Source organism: Agrococcus sp. TSP3-2-1 (genome assembly GCF_049897585.1).
Classification (GTDB): Bacteria; Actinomycetota; Actinomycetes; order Actinomycetales; family Microbacteriaceae; genus Agrococcus.
Genome location: NZ_JAFCWN010000004.1, coordinates 184,938 through 203,551, shown reverse-complemented (window position 1 = coordinate 203,551; position 18,614 = coordinate 184,938). Strand labels below are relative to the sequence as shown.

General features: G+C 72.2%; 12 protein-coding genes. 5 read left to right on the top strand and 7 right to left on the bottom strand.

From position 1 onward, the window contains the following. Positions 1–231 precede the first annotated feature (231 nt). The 4 genes from ACP7BI_RS07770 to ACP7BI_RS07755 all read right to left on the bottom strand — a co-directional run bounded on the left by ACP7BI_RS07770 (position 232) and on the right by ACP7BI_RS07755 (position 5,738). The gene (locus ACP7BI_RS07770; RefSeq protein WP_425844844.1) at positions 232–1,272 is read right to left on the bottom strand and encodes a hemolysin family protein; all 1,041 of its coding nucleotides are present in this window, start codon (positions 1,270–1,272) and stop codon (positions 232–234) included. Continuing rightward, complete coding sequence (locus tag ACP7BI_RS07765) at positions 1,269–2,588, bottom strand: hemolysin family protein (RefSeq protein ID WP_425844842.1); 1,320 nt, start codon at positions 2,586–2,588, stop codon at positions 1,269–1,271. The genes ACP7BI_RS07770 and ACP7BI_RS07765 overlap by 4 nt, the downstream gene beginning before the upstream one ends. Positions 2,589–2,701: 113 nt before the next feature. Beyond that, positions 2,702–4,144 carry a GuaB1 family IMP dehydrogenase-related protein gene (locus ACP7BI_RS07760; RefSeq protein ID WP_425844841.1) on the bottom strand — a complete coding sequence of 481 codons (1,443 nt, stop codon included), beginning with the start codon at positions 4,142–4,144 and terminating at the stop codon, positions 2,702–2,704. Between the two features lie 25 nt (positions 4,145–4,169). Next, positions 4,170–5,738 carry a bifunctional 3'-5' exonuclease/DNA polymerase gene (locus tag ACP7BI_RS07755; protein WP_425844840.1) on the bottom strand — a complete coding sequence of 523 codons (1,569 nt, stop codon included), beginning with the start codon at positions 5,736–5,738 and terminating at the stop codon, positions 4,170–4,172. 74 nt (positions 5,739–5,812) lie between these two features. Between ACP7BI_RS07755 and ACP7BI_RS07750 the strand changes: the two genes are divergently transcribed. The 3 genes from ACP7BI_RS07750 to ACP7BI_RS07740 all read left to right on the top strand — a co-directional run bounded on the left by ACP7BI_RS07750 (position 5,813) and on the right by ACP7BI_RS07740 (position 12,765). After that, the gene (locus ACP7BI_RS07750; RefSeq protein ID WP_425844839.1) at positions 5,813–6,325 is read left to right on the top strand and encodes an HNH endonuclease; all 513 of its coding nucleotides are present in this window, start codon (positions 5,813–5,815) and stop codon (positions 6,323–6,325) included. Positions 6,326–6,423: 98 nt separating this feature from the next. After that, positions 6,424–10,245 carry a multifunctional oxoglutarate decarboxylase/oxoglutarate dehydrogenase thiamine pyrophosphate-binding subunit/dihydrolipoyllysine-residue succinyltransferase subunit gene (locus tag ACP7BI_RS07745; protein WP_425844838.1) on the top strand — a complete coding sequence of 1,274 codons (3,822 nt, stop codon included), beginning with the start codon at positions 6,424–6,426 and terminating at the stop codon, positions 10,243–10,245. 1,047 nt (positions 10,246–11,292) lie between these two features. Next, positions 11,293–12,765, top strand: coding sequence for a sugar transferase (locus ACP7BI_RS07740; RefSeq protein WP_425844837.1), 1,473 nt, complete (start codon positions 11,293–11,295; stop codon positions 12,763–12,765). A 174-nt stretch (positions 12,766–12,939) separates the two neighbouring features. Here the strand turns inward: ACP7BI_RS07740 and ACP7BI_RS07735 are convergent, their stop codons facing one another. Continuing rightward, a complete protein-coding gene (locus ACP7BI_RS07735; RefSeq protein ID WP_425844836.1) occupies positions 12,940–14,445 on the bottom strand; it encodes a helix-turn-helix domain-containing protein in 1,506 nt (501 codons plus the stop codon). 147 nt (positions 14,446–14,592) lie between these two features. On the opposite strand from ACP7BI_RS07735, the gene aceA reads away from it, so the two are divergent. Next, positions 14,593–15,888: an isocitrate lyase gene (aceA, locus tag ACP7BI_RS07730; RefSeq protein ID WP_425844999.1), complete on the top strand. Its 1,296-nt coding sequence runs from the start codon at positions 14,593–14,595 to the stop codon at positions 15,886–15,888. A 29-nt stretch (positions 15,889–15,917) separates the two neighbouring features. After that, the gene (aceB, locus tag ACP7BI_RS07725; RefSeq protein WP_425844834.1) at positions 15,918–17,579 is read left to right on the top strand and encodes a malate synthase A; all 1,662 of its coding nucleotides are present in this window, start codon (positions 15,918–15,920) and stop codon (positions 17,577–17,579) included. Between the two features lie 58 nt (positions 17,580–17,637). Here the strand turns inward: aceB and ACP7BI_RS07720 are convergent, their stop codons facing one another. Then, the gene (locus ACP7BI_RS07720) at positions 17,638–17,913 is read right to left on the bottom strand and encodes a zf-HC2 domain-containing protein (RefSeq protein WP_425844833.1); all 276 of its coding nucleotides are present in this window, start codon (positions 17,911–17,913) and stop codon (positions 17,638–17,640) included. Further along, positions 17,910–18,545 carry a sigma-70 family RNA polymerase sigma factor gene (locus ACP7BI_RS07715; RefSeq protein WP_425844832.1) on the bottom strand — a complete coding sequence of 212 codons (636 nt, stop codon included), beginning with the start codon at positions 18,543–18,545 and terminating at the stop codon, positions 17,910–17,912. Before ACP7BI_RS07715 ends, ACP7BI_RS07720 begins: the two co-directional genes overlap by 4 nt. Positions 18,546–18,614: the final 69 nt, after the last annotated feature.

The window sequence follows — 18,614 nt, the reverse complement described above, 5'->3', positions numbered from 1 at the left end:
CGACGCCGAGCCACTGCCCGGGGCGCCCCTCGGCGCCGAGCCCCTGCTCGACCCAGAACGGGTAGACCGCGAGCACGTCGCCGTAGGCGTCCGAGACGCTCGGCAGGGCGAGGATCGCGAGCAGCGCGTGCACGCCGCCGAACGCGAGCCACAGCCACGCTCGAGGCTGGCGCGCTCGAGGCTGCCACGCTCGAGGCTGGCCCGCTCGAGGCTGGCCCGCCGGAGCCTGGCTCAGAAGAGCCTCCTGGTCGCGTCGCGCACCTCGCCGACGAGCTCCTCGATGATGTCCTCGAGGAACAGCAGGCCCGTCGTGTCGCCGTTCGCGTCGAACGAGCGCGCGATGTGCGCGCCGGTCGAGCGCATGAGCGCGAGGGCGTCCTCGAGCTCCGCGTCCTGGTAGATCGAGGCGAGCTGGCGGATGCGCTTGGCCGGCACGGGCACGTCCATCTCGGCGTCGTCGGCCCCGAGCACGTCCTTGATGTGCACGTACCCGCTCGGCATGCCCTCGGCATCCGACACGACGTAGCGCGAGAACCCGCGCTCGCGCACCGCCGCCTCGAGGTCGGTCGGCGTCGCTCCCGCGGGGAGCGTCACGATCTCGTCGAGCGGCAGGGCGACGTCGCGCACCCGGCGCTCGGTGAACTCGAACGTGCGCGAGATCGCGCCCGTCGGGTCGAAGAGCACGCCCTCGCGCTTCGAGGTCTCGACGATCGTCTCGACCTCGTCGATCGTGAACGCGCTCGCGGCCTCCGCGACCGGTTGCACGCGGAACAGGCGCAGGATGCCGTTCGCGACCTCGTTCATCGCCCAGATGAGGGGCTTGAAGATGCGCGAGACGAGTACGAGCGGCGGCGCGAGCAGCAGCACGGCGCGGTCGGGCACCGAGAACGCCGCGTTCTTCGGCACCATCTCGCCCAGCACGACGTGCAGGTAGGTGACGAGCAGCAGCGCGATGACGAACGCGACGACAGAGACAGCCTCGGGCGCGAGCCCCGTCCACTCGAGCGGTCCCTCGAGCAAGTGGTGGATCGCCGGCTCGGAGACGTTGAGGATGAGCAGCGAGCAGATCGTGATGCCGAGCTGGCACATCGCGAGCATGAGGGAGACGTGCTCCATCGCCCACAGCGCGAGCTTCGCCGCGCGGTGGCCGCGGTCGGCGAGCGGCTCGATCTGGCTGCGGCGGGCGGAGATGACCGCGAACTCGGCGCCGACGAAGAACGCGTTGGCCGCGAGCAGGATGACGAGCCACACGATGCCGAGCCAGTCGTTCATCGCTCCCGCTCCGCTGCCTCGCGTGCCGGCTCATCCTCGATGAAGCGCACGCGGTCGACGCGGCGCCCGTCGACGCGGTCGACGCGGAGCGTGCCGCCCTCGACGCGCACGGTGTCGCCGACGCTCGGCAGGGTGCCGAGCTCGGCCATGATGAAGCCGCCGACCGTCTCGAACGGGCCCTCCTCGGGCACGGCGACGCGCGCGCGCTCGAGCAGCTCGTCGGGCCGGAAGGAGCCGGGGAACGTCACCCAGCCCGGACCGCGCACGACCTCGACGTGCATCCGGTCGTGCTCGTCGGAGACCTCGCCGACGACCTCCTCCACGAGGTCCTCGAGCGTCACGATGCCGGCGGTGCCGCCGTACTCGTCGACGACGACCGCCATCTGGTAGCCGCGCTCCTTGAGGTCGCCGAGCAGCGCGTCGAGGTGCACCGACTCGGGCACGCGGTGCGGCTCCTCGGCGATCGCCGCGACCGGCACGTCGGCGCGCCGCTCGCGCGGCACCGAGATCGCCTGCTTGACGTGCGCGATGCCGAGCACCTCGTCGAGGTCGCCGTCGACGACCGGGAAGCGGCTGAGGCCCGTCTGGTGCGCGAGCTGCACGAGGTCGGCGACGGATGCGGAGCGCTCGATCGCCTGCACGCGCGGCCTGGGCGTCATGACGTCCCCCGCCGAGAGCTCCGAGAATCGCAGGGTGCGGGAGAGCAGCGTCGCGGCGCCGACGTCGAGCGCGCCCTCCATGGCGCTGCGACGCACGAGCGTCGAGAGCTCCTCCGCCGTGCGTGCGCCCGAGAGCTCCTCCTTCGGCTCGAGCCCGATCGAGCGGAGGATGCCGTTGGCCGAGCCGTTGAGCCCGAGCACCGCGGGCCGGAACACCGCGGTGAAGGCGCGCTGGAACGGCGTGACGCCGATCGCGGTGCCGAGCGGCTTCGCGAGCGCGAGGTTCTTGGGCACGAGCTCGCCGATGATCATCGAGAGGATCGTCGCGCCCGTCATGGCGATGACGCTCGAGAGCGGCCCGGCGACGCCCTCGGCGAGCCCCCACGAGACGAGCACGGGCGAGAGCTGCCGCGAGATCGCGGGCTCCATCGTGTAGCCCGTCAGGAGCGTCGTGAGCGTGATGCCGAGCTGCGCGCTCGAGAGGTGCGTCGAGGTCTGGCGGAGCGCCTTGATCGTGCCGTCGAGGCGCTTCTCGCCGCGGTCGCGGCGCGCCTCGACATCTGCGCGGTCGAGGTTGACGAGCGCGAACTCGCTCGCGACGAAGAGGCCGGTCCCGATCGTGAGGATGACGCCGATGCCGATGAGCAGCGCATCCATCAACGGGTCGGTTCCGGCCGCGGACTATGACTGTGGTCGTCGTTCACGGCGACATTCTAGAGGAACGCCTCGGCGCATCCCCTCGGCCTCGGCATGGGTTCCAACCCTGGGCGTCACCACGACACGGGCAGCGCCTTGCCCTCCTCGTAGCCCGCCGCGGACTGCACGCCGACCCGAGCGCGCTCGCGGAAGGCCGGCACCGAATCGGCGCCCGCGTACGTGAACGAGGAGCGCACGCCGGCCGTGATCATGTCGACGAGGTCCTCGACGCTCGGCCGCGCGGGGTCGAGCAGGATCGTCGAGGTCGAGATGCCCTCGGCGAAGAGCTGCTTGCGCGCGAGCTCGTAGGCGTCGAGCTGCCCGAAGCGGCCGACGACGGCGCGCGTCGAAGCCATCCCCCACGACTCCTTGAACAAGCGCCCCTGCGCGTCGCGCTGCAGGCGACCGGGGGCCTCGATCGTGCCCGCGAACCACGAGCCGATCATGACGCTCGGCGCGCCGGCCGCGAGCGCGAGGGCGACGTCGCGCGGGTAGCGCACGCCGCCGTCGGCCCACACGCGCGCGCCGAGCTCGATCGCCGTCGCCGACGTGTCGAGCACCGCCGAGAACTGCGGGCGGCCGACGGCGGTCATCATGCGGGTCGTGCACATCGCGCCCGGGCCGACGCCGACCTTGAGGATCGAGGCTCCCGCGGCGACGAGATCGCGCACGCCGTCGGAGGAGACGATGTTGCCCGCCGCGATCGGGAGCTCGTCGCCGACCGCCGCGCGCACCGCCTCGAGCGCGCGCAGCATGCCCGCCTGGTGGCCGTGCGCGGTGTCGACGACGATGACGTCGGCGCCCGCCTCGACGAGCGCGAGCGCCTTCGAGCCCGGGTCGCCGTTGATGCCGACCGCGGCGGCGACGCTCAGCCGGCCGCCGTCGTCGAGCGCGGGCCGGTAGATGTCGGCGCGGAGCGCGCCGAGCCGCGAGGCGAAGCCGATGAGCCGGCCGTCGTCGACGACGGGCGCGACCCCGACCCCTTCGCGCTCGAGCGCCGCGAACATCGACCGGCCGTCGGTGACGTCGGCGGGCGCGAGCTCGGGCAGGCGCGAGTGGAGCAGGTCGCCGAGCGTCGCGTCGGGCAGCGCGTGGCCGAGCCGCTCCGCCGGGATGGCGCCGAGCAGCGTGCCGTCGGCATCCTCGACCGCGACCGCGTGGCCCTCGAGCGCGGGCACGCGCTCGAGCACCTCTTGCACGACGTCGCCGGGCGCCGCGCGGTGCGGCGACTCGAGCGCGATCGGCTGCGCCTTGACCCACGCGATCGACGCGACGGTCTGCTCGAGCGGCGGGTCCTGGGTGAGCACGGCGAGCCCGCCGCGGCGCGCGAGCGTCGCAGCCATGCGCGGGCCGGTGACGGAGTTCATGTTCGACGCAACGATCGGGAGCGTCGCGCTCGTGCCGTCATCGGGAGCGAGGTCGACCGCCATGCGCGATCCCACGTCGCTGCGGCTGGGGACGAGGAAGACGTCGGAGTAGGTGAGGTCGTGCTCCGGGACGTCGTCGATGAAGCGCATGCTCCCAGGGTAGAGCGCCGCCGCCTCAGCCCTTCGCCCGGCCCCAGTCGTCGACGACCGCCGTCTGCACCGGGAACTCGATCGGGAAGTCGCCGAACAGCAGCCTCCCGGCGAGCGACGCAGCGTCGCGGATCGCCTCGGCCACCGCCTCCGCGTCTGCCTCGGGCGCCTGCACGATCACCTCGTCGTGCAGGAAGCACACGAGCGCGGCTCCGTCGACGTCGGCGATCGCGCGGCGCACGCCCGCCATCCACGCGAGCGCCCACTCCGCCGCCGTGCCCTGCACGACGAAGTTGCGCGTGAAGCGTCCCCACGCCCGCGCCTGCGCGGCCCCTCGCTCGTCGTTCGACCAGCGCGGCGGCTCGGGCGAGGTGCGGCCGAGCCACGTGCGCACGCGCTCGCGCCGCTCGCCAGCGCGGGCCGCCGACTCGACGGCCGCCATCGCTCGCGGATAGGCGCGCGCGAGCCGCGGCAGCACGAGCGCCGCCTGCCCGCGGGTGCCGCCGTAGAGCGCGCCGAGCATGCCGAGCTTCGCCTGCTCGCGGCTCGCGACGACGCCGCGGTCGACGAGCGCGCGATAGAGGTCGGCGCCGCGCCCCGCCTCGGCGAGGCCCTCGTCGCGCGCGAGGGCGGCGAGGGCGCGCGGCTCGAGCTGCGCCGCGTCGGCGACCACGAGGCGCATGCCGGGCTCCGCGGCGACGGCACCGCGGATCTGGCGGGCGATCTGCATCGCGCCCGATCCCTCCGTCGCCCAGCGGCCCGTGACGACCCCGCCCGGCACGTACTCGATCCGCAGCCGCGTGCGCCCGCGCTCGTCGACGCGCGCCCAGCGCTTCGCCCACGCCCAGCCGTTCGCGGTGTGCAGGCGCGCGAGCCGCTTGTAGGCGAGCAGCGGCTCGATGACGGGATGGTCGAGGTCGCGCAGCTCCCATCGCGCGGTCGAGCTCGCGTCGAGGCCAGCGCGGCGGAGCGCCCGCAGCACGTCCTGCGGCGAGTCGGGGTTGAGCCCCGGCTCGCCGAGCGCCTCGCGCACCTCGGCGGCGAGCTCCTCCATGCGAGCCGGCCGTCCCGTCGAGCGCTCGCCGAGCGCCTCGACGAGCAGCGCGTCGTGCCGCGCGACGTCGAACGGCAGGCCCTCGCGGCCGAGCTCGACCGCCACGACCGCGCCCATCGACTCGGCGGCCGCGAGCATCGCGAGCCCCGCGTCGTCGCCGATCGCCGCCTCCTGCGCGCGCAGCTGCTCGGCGACCGCCGGGACGCCCTCCGCCTCGGGGGCGAGCGAGAACAGCGCGTCCGCCCCCGCGTCGAGCGGTCGCGACCAGCGCTCCTCGAGCGGGACCCTCCTCGCGTGGACGAGGATGCGGTGCACGAGCCGGAGGTCGCGCACCCGCTCGATGCGCACGCCCGCGTCGAGCAGTGCTGGAGCGATGGCGCGCGCGTCCTGCCACACGAGGCGCGCGCCCGACGAGCCGAGCCGCTCGTCGTCCGCGACCCGCGCGGCCTCGTGGATCCGCGCATCCGTCGCGCCGTCCGGCTCGAGCGCGGCCACCGCGATGCGGGCGCCGCGCTCGAGCGGCACGACCGCGAGATCCATGCCTGCACGCTAGTGCGCGCGTCCCACATGCGCTTCATAGCCCGCGTGCGGCACGATGGTGCTGGAGATCCGCGATGACAGCGCAAGTGGTGGTGCTCAACGCGACGCTCGAGCCCATCGGCGTCGCCTCGCTGCAGCGCGCGGTCGCGTTCCTCGTCAAGGAGCGCGCGCAGATCATGCTCGCGGCCGACGGCATGATCCGCTCGAACTCGATCGAGCTCCCGGTGCCGCGCGTCGTGGTCTTCAACGACTACGTGCGGATCCCGCACACGCGCCTGTACGACAAGATGCCGTGGAGCCGGCGCGGCGTGCTCGACCGCGACGGGCGCCGGTGTGCCTACTGCGAGGCGCCGGGCGCGACGATCGACCACGTCCACCCCGCTTCGCGCGGCGGCGAGTCGACGTGGCTCAACACCATCACGGCGTGCGTCGCGTGCAACGGCGCGAAGGGCGACCGCACGCCCGCCGAGGCCGGCATGCCGCTGCGGTTCGAGCCGCGCGTCGTGTGGCGCCGCGAGGTCATGCTGCTCGCGGTCGAGGCTGCGGGCGTCGATCTCGCCGAGCTCGGACTCGTGCCGCGGGCGTGACGCGCTGAGCGACCAGCGCGCGCCACTATGCTTGTCGGCAGTGTCGCCGCGGAGTGCCTGCGGCGTGCCCGCGAGAATCGGAAGAGGCGATCGATACCGTGTCCAGCCCTGCGGACGACAGCGATTTCGGAGCGAACGAGTGGCTCGTCGAGGAGCAGTACCAGCTGTTCGTCAAGGACAGGAGCTCCGTCGCCCAGTCGTGGTGGCCAATCCTCGAGCGCTACGCAGCGCAGCGCTCCTCCGGCGAGGCTGAGACGAGCATGAGCGAGACGCCCAAGGCTCCGGCGCCCGCGGCCGAGGCTGCGGCCCCCGCTACCGCGGCGCCCGCCGCGCCCAAGCAGCCCGCGCCGCCGCGCCAGCCCGTGCGCGCCGAGTCGCGCACGCCGAAGCCCGTCGACTCCGGCGAGGCGCAGGCGACGCAGGACTCGTCGCGCGCCGACGCGATGGGCCCGGCAGAGACGCCCTCGCCGACGAAGGCCGACGGCACGATCGTCGCGAAGACGACGCGCCAGGCTGCGCGCCCCATGCCCGTGCCCGCCGACGCCCCGACGGCGAGCGACAAGCAGACGGCGAAGGGCGAGGAGCGGAAGGCCGACGAGCCCGTCGTCACGACGCTCCGCGGCATGCCGAAGACGCTCGCCGCCAACATGGACAAGTCGATCTCGGTGCCGACCGCGACGAGCGTGCGCACCGTGCCGGCGAAGCTCATGATCGACCAGCGCATCGTCATCAACAACCACTTGCGCCGGACGCGCGGCGGCAAGGTGTCGTTCACGCACATCATCGGCTACGCCCTCGTGCAAGCGCTGAAGGCCTTCCCGAGCCAGAACGTCTACTACGACGAGATCGACGGCAAGCCCGCGATGGTCGCCCCGCCGCACGTGAACCTCGGCATCGCGATCGACATCCCGAAGCCCGACGGCACCCGCGCGCTGCTCGTGCCGAGCATCAAGGGCTGCGAGTCGATGGACTTCTCGGAGTTCGTCGCCGCCTACGAGGCACTCGTGAAGAAGGCGCGCGCGAACAAGCTCGACGCGGGCGACTTCGCCGGCACGACGATCTCGCTCACGAACCCGGGCGGCATCGGCACCGTGCACTCCGTGCCGCGGCTCATGCAAGGCCAGGGCTGCATCATCGGCGTCGGCGCGCTCGACTACCCGGCCGAGTTCATGGGCGCGAGCCCCGAGCGGCTCGCCGAGTCGGGCGTCGGCAAGACGGTCACCATGACGTCGACCTACGACCACCGCGTCATCCAGGGCGCCGGCTCGGGCGAGTTCCTGAAGATCGTGCACGGGCTGCTCGTGGGCGAGCGGGACTTCTACCGCGGCATCTTCGCCGACCTCCGCATCCCCTACGAGCCCATCAAGTGGGCCACGGATGTGTCGGTGCGGGAGTCGGACGAGCTCTCGAAGCAGACGCGCGTCGCGCAGCTCATCAACCAGTTCCGCGTGCGCGGCCACCTGATGGCCGACATCGACCCGCTCGAGTACGTGCAGCGCACGCACCCGGACCTCGAGATCGAGCAGCACGGGCTCTCGTTCTGGGACCTCGACCGCGAGTTCGTCACCGGCGGCTTCGGCGGCAAGCGCTCGGCGCTGCTGCGCGACATCCTCGGCGTGCTGCGCGACTCGTACTGCCGCACGATCGGCGTCGAGTACATGCACATCCCCGACCCGGCGCAGCGCCAGTGGTTCCAGAGCCACCTCGAGGTGCCGTACGTCAAGCCGACGCACGACGAGCAGATGCGCATCCTGCGCAAGCTCAACGAGGCCGAGGCGTTCGAGACCTTCCTGCAGACGAAGTACGTCGGCCAGAAGCGCTTCTCGCTCGAGGGCGCCGAGTCGATGATCGCGTTCCTCGACTCCGTGCTCGCAGGCGCGGCCGCCGCGGGCCTCGACGAGGTCGCGATCGGCATGCCGCACCGCGGCCGCCTCAACGTGCTCACGTCGATCGCCGGCAAGACCTACGGCCAGGTGTTCCAGGAGTTCGAGGGCGCCGCCGTCTTCCAGGGCTCGGGCGACGTGAAGTACCACCTCGGCAACGAAGGCGAGTTCACCGCGGCCGACGGCTCGACCGTGCCGGTCTACCTCGCGGCGAACCCCTCGCACCTCGAGGCCGTCAACGGCGTGCTCGAAGGCATCGTGCGCGCGAAGCAGGACCGGCTCGGCAACGGCGAGCAGTCGGTGCTGCCGATCCTCGTGCACGGCGACGCGGCGAACGCCGGCCAGGGCGTCGTGTTCGAGACGCACCAGCTCTCGCAGCTGCGCGCCTACCAGACGGGCGGCACCGTGCACCTCGTCGTGAACAACCAGGTCGGCTTCACGACCCCGCCGACCGAGTCGCGCTCGTCTACCTACGCGACCGACATCGCGAAGGCGATCCACGCGCCCGTCCTGCACGTGAACGGCGACGACCCCGAGGCCGTCGTGCGCGTCGCGGAGCTCGCCTTCCAGTACCGCCAGGAGTTCAAGCGCGACATCGTCGTCGACCTCATCTGCTACCGCCGCCGCGGGCACAACGAGGGCGACGACCCCACCATGACGCAGCCGCTCATGTACTCGCTCATCGAGGCGAAGCGCTCGGTGCGCACCCTCTACGCCGAGAACCTCGTCGGTCGCGGCGACATCACCGAGGACGAGTACCAGGAGGCGCAGGCCGACTTCCAGGGGAAGCTCGAGCAGGCGTTCATGGAGACCCACGCGGCCGCGACCGGCTCGATGCCGATCGTGACGCCCGCCGTGTTCCAGCAGGCCGCCGGCGAGCCCGAGTCGACCGGGGTGGACGCATCCGTCATCGCCGCGATCGGCGACGCGCACGGCAATGCCCCCGACGGCTTCGCCGTGCACCCGAAGGTCAAGCAGGTGCTCGACAAGCGCGTCAAGGCGAGCCGCGAGGGCGGCGTCGACTGGGCGTTCGGCGAGCTGCTCGCGCTCGGATCGCTCCTGCTCGAGGGCACGCCCGTGCGCATGTCGGGGCAGGACACGCGTCGCGGCACGTTCGTGCAGCGCCACGCCGTCATGCACGACCGGAACAACGGCCAGGAGTGGCTGCCGCTCGCGAACCTCGGCGAGGACCAGGCGCGGCTGTCGATCTACGACTCGCTGCTGAGCGAGTACGCCGCGATGGCCTTCGAGTACGGCTACTCGGTCGAGCGGCCGGACGCGCTCGTGCTGTGGGAGGCGCAGTTCGGCGACTTCGCCAACGGCGCCCAGATCGTGATCGATGAGTTCATCGCCTCGGCCGAGCAGAAGTGGAACCAGCACTCCTCGCTCGTGCTGCTGCTGCCGCACGGCTACGAGGGCGCCGGCCCCGACCACTCGTCGGGCCGCATCGAGCGCTTCCTGCAGCTCGCGGCCGAGGACAACATGACGATCGCGCGGCCGTCCACGCCGGCGAACCACTTCCACCTGCTCCGCCGCCAGGCGTACGCCCGGCCGCGCCGCCCGCTCATCGTCTTCACGCCGAAGGCGATGCTGCGGCTCCGCGACGCGACGAGCGCGCTCGAGGACTTCACGAGCGGCGCGTTCCAGACCGTGATCGACGACCAGCAGGTGCAGGACGCCGGCGCCGTCACGCGCGTGCTGCTGCACTCGGGCAAGATCCACTACGACCTCAAGGCCGAGGCTGCCAAGCGCGGCCGCGGCGACGTCGCACTCGTGCGGGTCGAGCAGCTCTACCCGCTGCCGATCGACGAGATCAACGACGCGGTCGACCGCTACCCGAACGCGCAGCTCGTGTGGGTGCAGGAGGAGCCGCTCAACCAGGGCGCGTGGCCGTTCATGCACCTCGCGCTCCCCCGCCACCTGCACGGCCGCACGCTCAAGGTCGTCGGGCGCCCCGCATCCGCGAGCCCCGCGACCGGCTCGGCGAAGCGATCCTCGCAAGAGCTCGCCGCGATCCTGGAGTCGGCGCTCGGCTGACGTGTAGCCGTTGCTGTCAAGTGGCAGGGTGAAGCGCCGCCGGGCTCGATGCTCGGCGGCGCTTCCTCGTCTGTCGGGCGGCGGGGGGGGGTTGTGGCGTGTCTTGCGACGCGTGGCCAGTCGGAAGTGCGCGGGTTCGGAGACCGCATGCCCCTGGCTTCGGCGGGAGCGCTCTGGCTGGTCTGAGGTCGAGCGTGACCGTTCCGCGAGGAACGGTTGCTCACCGCCGAGCATCGCCGCGGGCGGCGACGTGGGCTGGCGCCATCGCCCGTCGGTCGGTCATCGTCTTCCCGGGCCGGTAGACGCTCTTGCGGCGCCATGCGGCCTCGATCAGCAGCCGGCGGGCGTGGTGGTGTTGCCGTTCTTCGTGATCGGTCCGAGGCGGAGACGCCGCCCAGGCACGCGAGCCGCCTGGTCACGTCCGTGGACGGCGAGTCGGCGGCCATCGCCTGCATCCCCGCATCGAGCCGGTCCCGGCGCGCGAGTGTGGGCGTGACCGCGTCGAACGCCGCATCGGACGCGGCCAGCGTGCCGCCTCCGGCGCGGTCGAGGCCTTGCTTGCGGATGCGGCGCAGGCTCGCGTGGTGCTTGCCCGTCCGAGTGTCGCCGTCGTAGACGACCCCGTGTCGCAGCAGCAGCAGCGCGCCGCCGGCGTCGGTCTTGACCGGTTCCCCGGCCAGCCGGATGATCTTCGGCGGCGCCGCGACCACGCAGCGGATCCCGGACGCCTCCCGCGCCTCCAAGGCATGCGGGCATCCCCGGCCCATTCCGGGGATGATGCACGAATCCGCATCCGGTCTGAGAGGCTTCACGTCGCGCTGAGCAACCGCTCAAGCGCACCCGCAGATCCCCGCACGATTCCCGTCGCGCGGGGATCTGCGCTTGCCGCTGTCGGGGTTCGCTCATACCGTTCGAAACAGTGTTATCCGATTGGGCGGACACGCCCGGATGCGAGAGCGGTGGTGTCGAGTGCAGAGAGCAGCAGGATCGACGGTCGCTCCGCCGTTCGCGCCGGGCGGCCACCGGCGGAGGGCTGCGACCGCGGCGGTGCCGCTCGCGCTTCCGAGTGCGCAGTCACCCCGCTCGACTCCGACGCTCACTCGTCGGCTGCGCTGGGAGCGGCGTGCGCGCAGCCGGCTGCTCGTCACTGACCTCTTCGTCGTACTGGGCGTGACCTCGCTGGCAGCAGCGTTCGCGAGCGCCGTCGCGACACGTCTCGCCCCTGCAGCGCTCGAGCAGCAGCTCGCGGCTCCCGGGTTCACCGCGCTCGTGTGGCTCTCCATGCTCGCGGCGATCCGCTCTCGCGACGCGGCGGTGCTGGGCGCCGGCGCAACCGAGTACCGCCGCGTGGCGCACGCGACAGGCCTCGCGTTCGCCGTGCTGGCAGCCGCCGCTCTGGTCGTCGATTGGCCGGAGCTCCGGCTGCAGCTGCTGACGGCGATCCCGCTCGGCCTGCTCGGCCTGCTCGTCGGGCGCTGGCAGTGGCGTCGGCAGCTCATCGCCCGCCGGCGCGAAGGAGAGTGGGCCTCGCGGACGATCCTCGTCGGAGATCACGGCGAGATCGCGTACGTGCTCGAGCGGCTCGGCGCAACCGACGAGCTCGGCTTCCACGTCGTCGGCGCAGCGGTGCGCGACCATGCCGGAGAGCCACTGGAGCTGCGCGGTCGTCGCGTGCCCGTGCTCTCGACCGCCGTGAGCGTCGCCGAGAGCGCCGAGCGGATGAGTGCCGACACCGTGATCCTCGCAGCGAGCACCGAGGCGGATCCCGAATACCTGACGCGCGTGCGCCGTCAGCTCGAGGGCACGTGCGCCGAGCTGGTGCTCTTCTCACGGCTCACCGATGTCGCCGGGCCGCGGATCTCGTTCCGACCTGTCGACGGGCTGCCGCTCATCCAGGTGCGCATCCCCACGTTCGAGGGCGGCCGACATGCGCTCAAGCGAGCGCTCGACATCGCCGTGTCGGCCTCCGCCCTGCTCGTCCTCGGCGTCGTGGCGGTGCCCATCGGGCTAGCGATCAAGCTCGACTCGCCAGGCCCGGTGCTCTTCCGACAGCGGCGCATCGGTCGCGACGGACAGAGCTTCGCGATGCTCAAGTTCCGCACCATGCACGTCGACGCCGAGCAGCGCCTCGAGGAGCTCCGCCCGCTCAACGAGGCCGCCGGGCCCCTCTTCAAGCTGAAGGACGACCCGCGGATCACTCGAGTCGGCACGTTCCTGCGGCGCCACTCGCTCGACGAGCTCCCGCAGTTCTGGAACGCACTGCGCGGCGACATGAGCGTCGTGGGCCCGCGCCCGCCCCTGCCCGACGAGGCCACCGGCTATGACGAGGTCGCCGCGCGCAGGCTCTATCTCAAGCCTGGCATCACGGGTCTGTGGCAGATCAGCGGTCGTAGCGACCTCACCTGGCAGGAGAGCGTGCGGCTCGACCTGCGCTACGTCGAGAACTGGTCGGTCATGGAGGACCTCATGATCATCTTCCGGACTGCACGGGTCGTCGCGCATCCGGCGGGCGCGTACTGAGCGGCGCCGACGCGGCGCGACTCGGCTGCTCCTGCCGATGCGTGAGCCGCCGATGGCGGGGCGTGCTCGGTGGCGGGCGTAGGCGTTGCAGCCGGCCGGGCGCTGCGCTCGCCGCTCGCTCTTCGAAGCACCGAGCAGAGCCTCGCGGAGACGTCCCGTCCGTGCGCATCACCTCTAGTCGCGCGAGGCGAGGAAGCTGTAGACCTCGGTCTCGTCGACGCCCGGGAAGGCGCCCGGCGGGAGCGCTGCGAGCAGGTGCGAGTGCGCGCGGGCGCTCGGCCACGCCTGCCCCGCCCACGCCTCGGCGAGCTCGACCGGGGGCGTGCGGCAGCACGAGGGGTCGGGGCAGTGCGAGACGGAGCGCTCCTTCGTCGCGCGACCCCGGAACCAGCGCGCCTGCGAGAACGGCACGCCGATCGAGAGCGAGAACTCGCCCTGCGCGCTGCGCTCCGTCATCGCGGTGCACCAGAACGTGCCCGCCGGCGTCTCGGTGTACTGCTCGAAGGGGTTGACCCTGTCCGCCGCGTCGAAGACCTCGCGGCTCGTCCACCGCTTGCAGACCGGCTGGCCCTCGATCGCGCCCGTGTGGTCGGCGGGGAACGTCACGCCGTCGTTCTCGTAGGCCTTGTAGATGATCCCCGACTCGTGCACCTTCTGGAAGTGCAGCGGGATGCCGAGGTGCACGGTCGCGAGGTTCGTGAGCCGGTGCGCCGCCGCCTCGTACGAGACCGCGAACGCATCCCGGAGGTCCTCGACCGCGAGCTGGCGCTCGTCCTTCGCCGCGGCGAGGAAGGCGACCGCGGTCCGCTCGGGCATGAGCAGCGCCGCGGCGAAGTAGTTCGTCTCGATGCGCTGCCGCAGGAACGCCCCGTAGTCCGCCGGCACCGAGTGGCCGAGCACGTGGTGCCCGAGCGCCTGCAGCAGCACCGAGCGCGGGTCGTGGTCCGTGCGCGACGAGCGCGAGAGGTAGATGCGCTTGCGCTTGAGATCGGTCACCGACCGCGTCGAGTGCGGCAGGTCGCCGACGTGGTGCACCGAGAAGCCGAGGCGCTCCGTGATCGCCGCGATCAGGTGCTGCGAGAGCGGGCCGGACTGGTAGCCGACACGCTCGAGCATCGCCGCGGCCTCCGCCTCGATCTCCGGGAAGTGGTTGTCGCGGGCACGCATCTCGGCGCGCAGCCGCACGTTCGCCCGCCGCGCCTCCTCGGGCGTCGCGACGCGCTCCTCCGCGACGCGCTCGAGCTCGTCGACGAGCGCGAGCATCGTCTCGAGCACGTCGTCGGGCGTGCGGGGCCCGACCCGCATCGTCGGCAGCCGCTTCTGCTGCCACATCGACGACTGCATCGCGCGCTCGACACGCAGCTCGAGCGCGGCGCGGCGCGACGGCGGCGCGGTGCCGGTGAGCTCGTCGAGCCCGACGCCGTAGAGCGCCGCGAGCTGCTGCAGCTGCGAGAAGCGGGCCTCGCGCTTGCCGGTCTCGAAGCCCGAGAGCTGCGACGGCGCGAGGCCGATCGCCGCGTGCACGGCATCGAGCGTCATGCCGCGCTGCTTCCGCGCATGCCGGAGCGCCTTCCCGAGCTGCAGCGCGTCGACGTGCGGCGGGGCCACCGCGGAGTCGCGCGCGGGGCGCTCCCACGCCGGCGAGGAGGCGGGCGGCGCGGATGCGCGAGGTGCGGTCATGCGAGCACCATACGGCACTCCTGCACCATCTGGCAGGAATGCAGATCTTCATGCCGCAAACCCGCACCGGAGCGCGCATCCTGCCCGCACAGTGAGATCAGGACAGCGCCGGGCGAGGGCTCGGCGACACGACAGGAGGACACCGTGATGGAGCAGCAGGACCCCCGGATGGCCGCAGAGGCAGCCGAGCTCGAGCTGGAGTGGGCGGCGGACCCGCGCTGGAGCGGCGTGCAGCGCGACTACTCGGCGGCCGACGTCGTGCGGCTGCGCGGCTCGGTGGTCGAGGAGCACACGCTCGCGCGCCGCGGGGCCGAGCGCCTCTTCGAGCGGCTGCACACCGATGAGACGCCCGTCCGCGCGCTCGGGGCGCTCACCGGCAACCAGGCGGTGCAGCAGGTGCGGGCGGGACTCGAGGCGATCTACCTCTCGGGCTGGCAGGTCGCCGCCGACGCGAACCTCGCGGGGCAGACCTACCCCGACCAGTCGCTCTACCCGGCGAACTCGGTGCCGGCGGTCGTGCGACGCATCAACAACGCGCTGCAGCGCGCCGACCAGATCGAGCGCAGCGAGGGCAAGCGCACCGTCGCCGACTGGCTCGCGCCGATCGTCGCGGATGCCGAGGCGGGCTTCGGCGGACCGCTCAACGCGTTCGAGCTCATGCGCGCCATGATCGCGGCCGGCGCCGCGGGCGTGCACTGGGAGGACCAGCTCGCGAGCGAGAAGAAGTGCGGCCACCTCGGCGGCAAGGTGCTCATCCCGACGCAGCAGCACGTGCGGACGCTGAACGCGGCGCGCCTCGCGGCCGACGTCGAGGGCGTGCCGTCCGTCATCATCGCCCGCACCGATGCGGAGGCCGCGACGCTCCTGACGAGCGACGTGGATGAGCGCGACCGCCCGTTCCTCACCGGCGGCCGCACCGCGGAGGGCTTCTACGAGGTGCGGAACGGCATCGAGCCGTGCATCGCCCGCGGCCTCGCGTACGCCGAGTACGCCGACCTGCTCTGGATGGAGACCGGCAAGCCCGACCTCGAGGTGGCCCGCCGCTTCGCCGAGGGCATCAAGGCGCAGTTCCCCGACCAGCTGCTCGCCTACAACTGCTCGCCCTCGTTCAACTGGAAGAAGCACCTCGACGACGACGAGATCGCCAGGTTCCAGCGCGAGCTCGGCGCGATGGGATACCGCTTCCAGTTCATCACCCTCGCCGGCTTCCACGCGCTCAACCACTCGATGTTCGACCTCGCGAAGGGCTACGCGGAGCAGCACATGACCGCGTACGTCGACCTGCAGGAGCGCGAGTTCGCCGCAGAGGCGAGCGGCTACACCGCGACGAAGCACCAGCGCGAGGTCGGCACCGGCTGGTTCGACCTCGTCGCGACCGCCCTCAACCCCGACTCGGGCACGCTCGCGCTCGCGGGCTCGACCGAGTCCGAGCAGTTCCACTGATCCGCACGGCACGACGAAGGAGGACGACGATGGACCGCATCCGCATCACCGACCACGCCGAGGGGCAGGACCGCGTCCTCACGGACGAGGCCCTCGCCTTCCTGCTCGAGCTGCACGACGCGTTCGAGTGCACGAGGCAGCAGCTGCTGCAGGACCGCCGGAAGCGCCGCACCGCGCTCGCCGACGGCGAGACGCCGGGGTTCCTGGCATCGACCGCGCACATCCGCGAGGACGACAGCTGGCGGGTCGCCCCGCCCGCGCCAGGGCTCGAGGACCGCCGAGTCGAGATCACGGGCCCGATCGAGCGGAAGATGACGATCAATGCCCTCAACTCGGGAGCCAAGGTGTGGCTCGCCGATTGCGAGGACGCGTCGAGCCCGCTGTGGCGGAACGTCATCGCGAGCCAGGTCAACCTGCAGGACGCGATCCGCGACCGGATCGCGTTCACGAGCCCGGAGGGCAAGGAGTACCGGGTCACGCGGGCCGAGACCCCGACGATCGTCGTGCGGCCCCGCGGCTGGCACCTCGACGAGCACCGGATCCTCGTGGACGGCAAGCCCATGTCGGGCTCGCTCGTCGACTTCGGCCTCCACGTGCTCCACAACGCCCGCGAGCTCATCGCGCGCGGCCGCGGACCGTACTTCTACCTGCCGAAGCTCGAGTCGCACCGCGAGGCGCGGCTGTGGAACGACGTCTTCCTGCTCGCCCAGGACCGGCTCGGCATCGATCGCGGCACGATCCGCGCGACGGTGCTCATCGAGACGATCACCGCGGCGTTCGAGATGGAGGAGATCCTCTGGGAGCTGCGGGAGCACTCGGCCGGCCTCAACGCGGGCCGGTGGGACTACCTGTTCTCGATGATCAAGGCGTTCCGCCTGCGCGGGCCAGACTTCGTGCTCCCGGACCGCTCGCAGCTGACGATGACGGCGCCGTTCATGCGCGCCTACACCGAGCAGCTCGTGCGGGCGTGCCACCGCCGAGGTGCGCACGCCATCGGCGGCATGGCGGCGTTCGTGCCGAGCGCGAGGGATCCCGAGGCGACGGAGCGGGCGCTGCGGGCGGTCGCCGCAGACAAGTCGCGCGAGGCCGCCGACGGCTTCGACGGCTCGTGGGTCGCGCACCCGGGGCTCGTCGCGACGTGCCGGGCCGCCTTCGACGCCGTGCTCGGCGACCGGCCGAACCAGCTGGATCGCTCGCGCGAGGACGTCGAGGTCGATGCGACCGCGCTCATCGACCTCTCGACGACGGAGGGCCAGATCACCGACGCGGGGCTGCGCTCCAACATCGAGATCGCGATCCGCTACATGGAGGCATGGCTGCGCGGCCACGGCGCGGTCGCGATCCACTCCCTCATGGAGGACGCCGCCACCGCCGAGATCTCGCGCTCGCAGGTGTGGCAGTGGATCCACAACGAGTCGGTCACGAGCGACGGCCGCACGGTCACGCGCGAGCGCTGCGAGGCGATCGTCGCCGACCTCGCCCCGTCGTTCGCCGACGGCGAGGACGACCGGTTCCGCGAGGCGATCGAGCTGTTCCGCGAGACCGCGCTCGAGGAGGCGTACCCCGCGTTCCTCACGCTCGCGGGCACGGAGCGCTACCTCGGCGACGGCGCGCGGCGTCCCGCGACCGGCTCGATCCCGGTGCAGGATGCGTCCACGCCGCTCGAGGAGGACGCGCGCGCGGCCGCGTGATGCTCAGACGACGCAGGGCGGGACCGATGCGGTCCCGCCCTGCGTCTCGTCTCGCCCGTCAGCCGTGCTGGGCCTGCGCGGCGCGCAGGGACGCGAGCAGCTTCGCGCGCAGCTCCTCGGGAGCGCGGTCCTTGCACGCGCCCTGGAGCGCCGCCGTGAGCATCTCGCCCACGTGGTGCTCGGCCGAGCACTCCTCGCACTCCTCGAGGTGCGCGCGCACGTCTGCGGCATCCTCGGCGCAGAGCTCGTTGTGGAGGAACTCCTCCAGCGCGGCGCGCGCCTCGGCGCAGTCCTTCTTCCCCTCGGTCATCTCGAGGGCCGGCGTCTCGCTCACGGCTTCTTCTCCTTCACGGTGGGATCCTGCACGGCGATGCCCTGCTCCCGGGCGTAGTCGGCCAGCAGGCCTCGCAGCAGCTTGCGGCCGCGGTGCAGCCGGCTCATGACGGTGCCGATCGGGGTCTCCATGACCTCGGCGGTCTCGGCGTAGCTGAGCCCCTCGACGTCGACCCAGTAGACCGCCATGCGGAAGTCCTCGGGAACCTCCTGCAGCGCATCCTTCACGACGCCCGAGGGCATGCGGTGGATGGCCTCGGCCTCGGCGCTGCGCGCAGCGGTCGCGGTGAACGACTCGGCATCGCCGATCTGCCACTCCGCCATGTCGTCGAGCGCCGCCTCGAAGGGCCGGCGCTGCTGCTTGCGATAGGTGTTGATGTAGGTGTTGGTCTGGATGCGGTAGAGCCACGCCCGCAGGTTCGTGCCCTGCTTGAACGAGCCGTATGCCGCGTAGGCCTTGAGCAGCGTCTCCTGCACGAGGTCCGCCGCGTCGGCGGGGTTGCGCGTCATGCGCATCGCCGCCCCGTAGAGCTGATCCGCGTACTGCATCGCCTGCTCCGCGAAGTCGTCGCGCCTCGCCGCCTCTGTCTGCTCGGGCTCTGTCTGCTCGGGCTCTGTCTGCTCGCTTGCCATCGCGGGCGAGTCTAGTGTCGCTGTCGGCACAGGCACCTCCTCTGCTTCCGCCTCCGACCGATAGATTGC

What these genes read in the sequence shown, in the direction of transcription:
- ACP7BI_RS07770 (WP_425844844.1), bottom strand. Translation starts at nt 1,272, where the DNA reads ATGAACGACTGGCTCGGCATCGTGTGGCTCGTCATCCTGCTCGCGGCC.
- ACP7BI_RS07750 (WP_425844839.1), top strand. Translation starts at nt 5,813, where the DNA reads ATGACAGCGCAAGTGGTGGTGCTCAACGCGACGCTCGAGCCCATCGGC.
- ACP7BI_RS07715 (WP_425844832.1), bottom strand. Translation starts at nt 18,545, where the DNA reads ATGGCAAGCGAGCAGACAGAGCCCGAGCAGACAGAGCCCGAGCAGACA.
- ACP7BI_RS07755 (WP_425844840.1), bottom strand. Translation starts at nt 5,738, where the DNA reads ATGGATCTCGCGGTCGTGCCGCTCGAGCGCGGCGCCCGCATCGCGGTG.
- aceA (WP_425844999.1), top strand. Translation starts at nt 14,593, where the DNA reads ATGGAGCAGCAGGACCCCCGGATGGCCGCAGAGGCAGCCGAGCTCGAG.
- ACP7BI_RS07760 (WP_425844841.1), bottom strand. Translation starts at nt 4,144, where the DNA reads ATGCGCTTCATCGACGACGTCCCGGAGCACGACCTCACCTACTCCGAC.
- ACP7BI_RS07765 (WP_425844842.1), bottom strand. Translation starts at nt 2,588, where the DNA reads ATGGATGCGCTGCTCATCGGCATCGGCGTCATCCTCACGATCGGGACC.
- aceB (WP_425844834.1), top strand. Translation starts at nt 15,918, where the DNA reads ATGGACCGCATCCGCATCACCGACCACGCCGAGGGGCAGGACCGCGTC.
- ACP7BI_RS07735 (WP_425844836.1), bottom strand. Translation starts at nt 14,445, where the DNA reads ATGACCGCACCTCGCGCATCCGCGCCGCCCGCCTCCTCGCCGGCGTGG.